Here is a 7530-nt window from a genome sequence, read left to right as displayed (position 1 = left end):
TGGAAGCCTGAAGAACTCCCATCATCGCAGGTCACAAGGCACTTCCTCGTTCCAAGAAGAGTTATCCACAGACACCGAATCGGTGGATCAAGGCTTAGACGTCCGTGATCGCGAGCTGGGGCGAACCCGCCCCGTCATCAGCTTTGCGGGTGTTGGTCAGCTTTCGACTTCAGTTTTGTCGCCGCCCCAGATGGTGTGGAAGGCGCCGTCGCGGTCGATGCGGTGGTAGGTGTGTGCGCCGAAGTAGTCCCGCTGGCCTTGGGTGAGGGCGGCAGGGAGACGTTCGGCGCGCAGGGAGTCGTAGTAGGCGAGGGTGGCGGCGAAGGCGGGGGTGGGGACGCCCTGGGTGGTGGCCGTGGCGATCACGGTGCGCCAGTCGTTCTGGGCGGCGGCGATCTCTTCGGCGAAGCTCTTGTCGGAGAGGAGGCTTGCCATCTGAGGCTGGGCTTCGTAGGCGCTGGTGATCCTGTCGAGGAACGCGGCCCGGATGATGCATCCGCCGCGCCAGATCGCGGCGACCTTGCCGAGATCGATGTTCCAGTCGTATTGCTCGCTGCCGGCCGCGATCTCGTGGAAGCCCTGGGTGTAAGCGACGATCTTCGAGGCATACAGTGCCTGCTCGACCTGGTCGGCGAATGCCGCGGCCTTGTCCTGACCGAGCTTGCGGACGGTCGGTCCGGCGAGGTGGCGTGAGGCATCACGGAGGGTGGCGTGGCCGGAGACAGAGCGGGCGAAGACGGCCTCGGCGATGGCGGAGACGGGAACACCCAGGTCGAGGGCGATCTGCACGGTCCAGCGGCCGGTGCCCTTCTGCTCAGCCTGGTCGAGCACGACATCCACGAAGGGCTTGCCGGTCGCCGCATCGACATGTGAGAGCACTTCTGCGGTGATCTCGATGAGGTAGGAATCCAGGCGCCCGGTGTTCCAGGCGCGGAAGATGTCCGCGATCTGCGCGGGGGAGTATCCGGCCACGTCGCGGAGCAGCTGGTAGGCCTCGCCGATGAGCTGCATGTCCGCGTACTCGATGCCGTTATGGGTCATCTTTACAAAATGTCCGGCGCCGTCAGGACCGATATGCGTGACGCACGGGGCGCCGTCCTTGGCCTTCGCGGAGATCTTCTCCAGCATCGGCCCAAGTGAGTGATAAGACTCTTTGCTGCCGCCCGGCATGATGCTCGGTCCGTTGAGCGCGCCTTCCTCGCCGCCGGAGATGCCGGTGCCGACGAAGTGGATACCGTGCTCGCGCAGTCCCTTCTCCCGCCGGCGGGTGTCCTCGAAGTGGGCGTTGCCTCCGTCGATGATGACATCGCCGGGCTCCAAGAGAGGCGTGAACTCCGCGATCACTGCGTCCGTGGCCTCTCCTGCCTTCACCATGACGACCAGACATCGTGGCCTTTCCAGGGCTGCCACGAATTCCTCTGCACTCTCGGTCGCGATGAAATCACCCTCATTGCCAAACTGTTCGACCAGTTCGTCGGTGCGAGCCGCCGTGCGGTTGTGTACTGCAACGGTGTATCCGTTGCGTGCGAAATTCCGGGCCAGGTTGCGCCCCATGACGGCAAGTCCCGTGACACCGATCTGCGCTGTGCTGCTCATTGCGGCTCTGCCTGCTTCCGGTTTCGCGGTCTTCGGCGGTTCGGCCGACCACCATGATGGAACGGGCTACCGAGCTTACGAGGTACAGACGATCGAGGACCGGGAGGCTGTCATGGTGTCGCAAATGATCCCCGGATGGTCGTCCGCACTCTGTGGTAAGACCGTTTGGTCCGTACGGAGCGCGATCCGGGAGTGTCACATTCAGGCCTGGTGCGGAGACGCGCAGCCAGCGCGTGTCATGGCATCGCGTAGTGGTGATCTCTGAGGGGAAAACGCACGGCGGTGTCGCGCTGGCAGGCTGGCCGGCGCCCGCCTGGATCGTCCAGACCCTCGTAGTTCGTCGGCCGCGTCCACCTCGATGGTGACGGTGGCTTGGTGCGGCCGAGGAGTGCGGATATACCGCACTTCGAACCACGTGAGGAGAAGGTGAACGGAGCGCGGGTTGCGGCCATTGGCGTGGTCCCCTCGACCGCGTCAATGGACGGCCGGGGCGCGACTGGCCAGTGCGGTCACCTCGGCCCGCGCCGCGGCCAGCGAACTCTCCGCCAGCGGCCGGAATCGGGCCAGGTGCGGGACGAGTCCGGCCATGGTCATCTCGACGCCGACGAAGCTCAGGTTCTCCTCCGCCACGCCCTGCCCGCCGAAGTACGTCCGCAGATAGGGCGTTTGGAAGTCCCGTGCCTCGCGTGGGGTGCCCGGACCGTAGGAACCGCCCTGCGTGGTGATCACCACCACCCGCGTAGACCGCAGCAGGCTCTCCCCGGTGTCCGGGTCGGTGAAAGCCCCGGGAAAGCCCACCCGGTCGATCCACGCCTTCAGCGAGGCGGCCACCGAGTAGTTGTACATCGGGGCACCGACCAGCAGGATGTCGGCCGCCAGCAGTTCGGAGACGAGCGGACGGGTCAGTGCCCACTCCCGTTTCTCGGCCGGGCTCTCGACCAGGGCGTCGACTTCGGGCGGCGGGACGAGGCCGTGTCGCTCCACGCGTCGCCCGAGCGAACAGTAGGCCGTGCCCAGCGGCGACACCGGGTCGGCGGCCAGATCCCGGTACCGGTAGCCGGCCGTGCCGTGCACGGACCGCCAAGTGTCCGCGAACAGCGAGGTCAGCTGTCTGCTGAGGGACTCACTGGAACGATTGGCACTGGAATCCAGGTGCAGCAAGGACGTCATCACTTCTCCTGTCACTTCCGCTACGTTGCGTTCGTCATGAGAGCTGACGGGGCGGGACGGAGAAAGGTGACCGGTGGACGAGCGCGACGGGCTGGCGGAACGATTCGAGACGCAGCGCGGCAGACTGCGCTCAGTCGCCTACCGGATGCTCGGATCGTTGGACGAGGCCGACGACGCCGTGCAGGAGGCATGGCTGCGGCTCGGCCGGATCGACGCCGGCGAAGTGGACAACCTGGGCGGCTGGCTCCGGACCGTGGTGACCCGCATCTGCCTCGACATGCTGCGCTCCCGCAGTTCGCGGCGGGAGGACCTGACCGCGCAGGAGAAGCTCGACCACGTCGCGAACCCCGCGCGGGCGAACCCCCGGGAAGAGCCGGAGAACGAGGCGTTGCTGACCGACTCGGTCAGCCGAGCCCTGCTCGTCGTGCTGGACGCACTGGGCCCCGCCGAACGGGTCGCGTTCGTGCTCCACGACATGTACGCCGTGCCGTTCGACGAGATCGCGCCGATCGTGGAGCGCACACCGGTCGCCACGAAGAAGCTCGCCAGCCGCGCGCGCCACAAGGTGCGGGGCAGGCCGGTGGTCCCGGCGTCCGAGCTCGCCCGGAACCGGCAGGTCGTCTCGGCGTTCCTCGCCGCCGCGCGGGCCGGTGATCTCAGCGCGATCCTCGCCGTGCTGGACCCCGACGTGGTGCGCCGCGCCGATCCCGCCGCCCTGCCGCCGGGCGGAGCGACCGTGGTCCGCGGCGCACGGGCCGTGGCGGAGGGCACCGCCGCACTGGCGCAACGGTCCCGGCTCGCGGAACTCGCCCTGGTCGAAGGCGCGGTGGGTGTCGTCTTTGCCCCGCGCGGACGGCTGTTGTTCGCGCTCACCTTCACCGTCGAGAACGACAGGATCGCCGCGTACGAGGTGATCGCCGACCCGGTGCGCCTGCGACGAATCCGCCTGGCCGTACTCGACTGGCCGGCGAAGGACCTGAGTTGACCTGGCGACAGTCCCGGTCGGCCTTCGGCTGCGCGGGACCGCCCCGGTTCGTCGCGACTTCGCACCGGCCCCGGAGTACGCGAAGCCCGGGAGCATCAAGGCGCGACCGGTGGGGCAGGGGCGGGAGCCCTCGTCCCACCCGTCGCGCCCTCGGACGAGCCGTCCGTCACGGGTGGACTGTCCTCGCTCCCTTGTCACCGGCCTTTGTCTGCCCATAAGTTGGGCGCTTGCGACGTGTCCTACTGCCAGTGGGGGAGCCAAGTCATGGCCGCAAACGGACGGCACCGCAGATACCAGCCCGGCCGGCTCAACCGTGCCTCGCTCACGGTCACCGCCGGAGGTGCGGGCATCGCGCTCCCACTCATCGCGGCCGCCTCGGCAGGCGCCGCCTCGACGGACGTCTGGGAGAAGGTCGCCGCCTGCGAGTCCACCGGCGACTGGCACATCAACAGTGGCAACGGCTACTTCGGCGGCCTGCAGTTCACCCGGTCGACGTGGGCGGCCTACGGAGGCACGGTCTACGCCCCGCGCGCCGATCTGGCCACCAAGGGGCAGCAGATAGCGGTCGCCGAGAAGGTGCTCGAAGGGCAGGGGCCGGGTGCCTGGCCGGGCTGCTCGACCCGGGCGGGGCTGACCAGCGGCGGGGACGCCCCCGACATCAGCCCGCAGTCGGAGCGGACCGGTCACGCCAAGGTGCCCGGTAGGGCCACCGCCGGAAAGCCGGAGACGAAGCGGACCTCCGCGACCGCCACGCCGACCACCGTGCCCGGCAAGCGTGAGATGTACACCGTGGCCCGTGGCGACTCGCTCTCCGCCATCGCGGAGACCGAGCACGTCCGGGGCGGTTGGCAGCATCTGTACGCGAGGAACCGGGAGGTCGTGGGCGACGATCCGGATCTCATCCTTCCAGGGCAGCGCCTGAGCCTGGACGCGTCCCGGGCACCGAGGAAGGGTTCCCAGGCGGGTTCGGCCTCGGCGGCAAAGCCGAACCCGAACCCGGACCCGAAGCCGAAAGCGAAGACGCAGGCGGCGACCGCACCGCACGAGAGGGCGAAGGCGCAGCACCGGACGACGTCACCGAAGCAGCAAGCGACCACGCCCCGGCACGAGACCGCGAAGCCGCACCACCGGACCACGAAGCCGAAGGCGCAGCCGAAGAGGGCCAAGGCCCATGAACCGGCGCGGGCGGAGAAGCACTCCGGCCTCGTCGCACCGGTCGCGGCGGGCATCGGCACCCCGTACCACCAGTCCGGTTCCTGGGCCAGCGGCTATCACACCGGTGTGGACTTCCCCGTCCCGACCGGTACCTCGGTGACGGCGGTGGGTTCCGGCACAGTCGTCTCGGCAGGCTGGGCGGGGGCCTACGGGTACCAGATCGTGATCCGGCACAGCGACGGCAAGTACAGCCAGTACGCGCATCTGTCCGCGCTTCACGTCCGTGAGGGCCGGCACGTCTCCGCCGGACAGCGGATCGCGCGCTCGGGCTCCACCGGGAACGTCACCGGTCCGCACCTGCACTTCGAAATCCGTAACGGTCCCGGCTACGGCTCGGACGTCGACCCGCTGGCCTACCTCAGAGCGGGCGGCGTCAGCGTCTGAACGGCGCTCCGGGGCCCGTCCGGATCAACCTGCGCGTCGGACCCCGACGACGTGCCACCCCGCCGTGCGGAGCGGGAACGCGAAGTGCGGCCGGTCGTGAACTCCACCTGCCCGAGCCGACGCTTCAGCGGCATCGTCAGCTGCAGGGCCGGGGCTGCCGAGGACCTTTCGGCGACGGCGTCGAGGGTCGAGGCGGGCGTCGACAGTGCGGGCTCATGACGAGCCACGACCGTCTGAGCAGGCTGAGGCGGACCAACCGTCGGCTCTACGACGCCCTCCGTGCCGGGGGCCGCGCCCGAGTCCTCCGGGCACGTCACGCCGCCCGGGACGAGGCCCGCCAGGTCGCACGGGGCGACCGGGTGCGTACTCCCCGCCCGCTGCCCGGCGCGCTGCTGCGCGCCCAGCCGTTCCGTCGTCAGCAGTATCAGCCCACCCGCGGCGACCACCCCGCAGGCGAGGGCGAGCATCGTGCCCGTCGTGCCGTGCCGGAACCGCTCGTCGAACAGGGTGATGCCGACAGCCGCGGCTATCACCGGGTTCACCACGGTCACGGTGGCCAGCGGCGCGGTCAGCCCGGCACCCCGGTACGCGGCCTGGGAGAGCAGTAGCCCGGCGGACGCGAACACGCCGATCGCCAGCAACGCCGGCATCCCGGCTCCCGCGGCACCGGCGGCCCACTGCACCGCCACCGTCTTCGTGAACACGGAGGCGATACCGAAGGCCACACCCGCGCCTCCTGCCAGGATCACGCTCCGCACCACCGGCCGGTGCGTCCCCTTGGCGATCAGGCAGAGCGCCGCGACCAGGCCGAGTGTGACTCCGGCGAGCATCAGCTGATCCGTGCCGCTCAGGCTGTGCGACTCGGCGTTCCCGGTGAGTGCGAGCAGGCCCGCCAGACCGACGGCCGCCATGATCGCGCCGCGCCAAGCGGTGGCCCCTGCCCGCCGGCGTACGAAGAGCGCCGCCATCGGCAGGGCGAAGACGATGGTCAGCGCACCGAGCGGCTGGACGAGGCTGAGCGGACCGTAGGCCAACGCCACGACATGCAGCACCGCCCCCACGCCGTTCAGTGCCACGGCGGCCCACCAGACGGGGTTGCGCAGGGGTGCGAACGAGCGGCCGTCTCCAGCCGTGGCCACGCGCTCCTGGACGATCGCCCCGGCCGCGTAGGCGACCGCGGAGACCAATGACAGAAGCACGGACAGCGCAAGGGAACTCATGTACACCACGATGTCTCTTCAAAGTGGCTGCGTCGTCGTCCTTGAGGCGGCGATCCTGCCTACTGCCTTGGTAGTACGGGATCACTCCCAGTGTCCTCCTCCCGACGGTAGTCGTCCCTCCGAGGGACTCGGAGCGATCATTCCGACGGGTTACGGTGAGGGCCGGGGCGCGGCGATCCGGGTGCCCGCGATGTCATCGGGGTGGCGGCGGGGAGCCGGGAAGGAGCAGCGTGATGGACGAGCCCGCGGCGGATTCGCCGGCCGGATTCTTCGCACTCCGGACGTCCGCGCCGCCCGACGGGGCGCACCGGCCGCTGGCTCTCTTGTACGCGGGGGAGTCCGCACAGCTGACGGCTCGTATCGACGCCGTCGGCGACCGGCTCGGTACCTCCGAGCGCAGGGTCGCCGCCTCCGTCGCACACCTGGGGCTGGCCGCCCGCCTCTGGTCCGTCGCTCTCGGCCCGGCGGCCCTGACCGGACGCTTCCCCGCCCTCTCTCCCGATGCCCTGCTCTGGGACCCGCGGCACACCTCTCCCGACGACCTGTGGCTGAGCTCCGCCGTGACGCTGCCCGCCACGGCCGACCGCATCCGGGAAGCCGTTCAGTACGGCCATCTCGTTCCCCTCGCCGAAGCGATCCACCGGGACGGCCCCCTGTCGGACCGGCTGCTGTGGGGCAACGCGGGATCGGCGCTGGCAGGGTCCCTGCGGGAACTGGTCGCCTGGGCGCGTGAGCACGGCCGTCCCGACGTGTCGGGACGGGCCCGTGCGCTGGTCGCCGAACTGTTCGACCACCCGAACCTGCGGAACACCGGCGGCCCGCACGACACGGCGTTCCGCCGTCGCAGTTGCTGTCTCTACTACCGCTGCCCGGCGGGCGGCCTGTGCGGCGACTGCGTCTTCGAAAGCGCCTGACACGCCCACGGGCCGTGACGCCGTCCGGCCGCGACGGCGCCGCGGC

6 protein-coding genes are annotated in these 7530 nt (G+C 69.9%); 3 read left to right on the top strand and 3 right to left on the bottom strand.

Annotated features, from left to right (window positions below):
* Positions 1 to 156: 156 nt before the first annotated feature.
* Together gndA and ACF1B9_RS16105 are read right to left on the bottom strand one after the other, a co-directional pair.
* A complete protein-coding gene (gene gndA, locus ACF1B9_RS16110) occupies positions 157 to 1596 on the bottom strand; it encodes an NADP-dependent phosphogluconate dehydrogenase (protein ID WP_391743633.1) in 1440 nt (479 codons plus the stop codon).
* 474 nt (positions 1597 to 2070) lie between these two features.
* Complete coding sequence (locus ACF1B9_RS16105) at positions 2071 to 2766, bottom strand: FMN-dependent NADH-azoreductase (RefSeq protein ID WP_391743634.1); 696 nt, start codon at positions 2764 to 2766, stop codon at positions 2071 to 2073.
* 73 nt (positions 2767 to 2839) lie between these two features.
* Between ACF1B9_RS16105 and ACF1B9_RS16100 the strand changes: the two genes are divergently transcribed.
* Complete coding sequence (locus ACF1B9_RS16100; RefSeq protein ID WP_391743635.1) at positions 2840 to 3751, top strand: sigma-70 family RNA polymerase sigma factor; 912 nt, start codon at positions 2840 to 2842, stop codon at positions 3749 to 3751.
* A gap of 264 nt (positions 3752 to 4015) precedes the next feature.
* Positions 4016 to 5350, top strand: a complete 1335-nt coding sequence (locus ACF1B9_RS16095; protein WP_391743637.1) for a transglycosylase family protein — start codon at positions 4016 to 4018, stop codon at positions 5348 to 5350.
* On the opposite strand, the gene ACF1B9_RS16090 is transcribed toward ACF1B9_RS16095, so the two are convergent.
* Positions 5320 to 6570: a DMT family transporter gene (locus tag ACF1B9_RS16090; RefSeq protein WP_391743639.1), complete on the bottom strand. Its 1251-nt coding sequence runs from the start codon at positions 6568 to 6570 to the stop codon at positions 5320 to 5322. The genes ACF1B9_RS16095 and ACF1B9_RS16090 overlap by 31 nt on opposite strands.
* A gap of 233 nt (positions 6571 to 6803) precedes the next feature.
* Between ACF1B9_RS16090 and ACF1B9_RS16085 the strand changes: the two genes are divergently transcribed.
* The gene (locus ACF1B9_RS16085; protein ID WP_391743641.1) at positions 6804 to 7484 is read left to right on the top strand and encodes a (2Fe-2S)-binding protein; all 681 of its coding nucleotides are present in this window, start codon (positions 6804 to 6806) and stop codon (positions 7482 to 7484) included.
* Positions 7485 to 7530 lie beyond the last annotated feature (46 nt).

Origin of the sequence: Streptomyces sp. NPDC014727, assembly GCF_043083485.1 — a bacterium.
Classification (GTDB): domain Bacteria; phylum Actinomycetota; class Actinomycetes; order Streptomycetales; family Streptomycetaceae; genus Streptomyces.
This window is presented reverse-complemented; position numbering and strand designations above follow the sequence as displayed.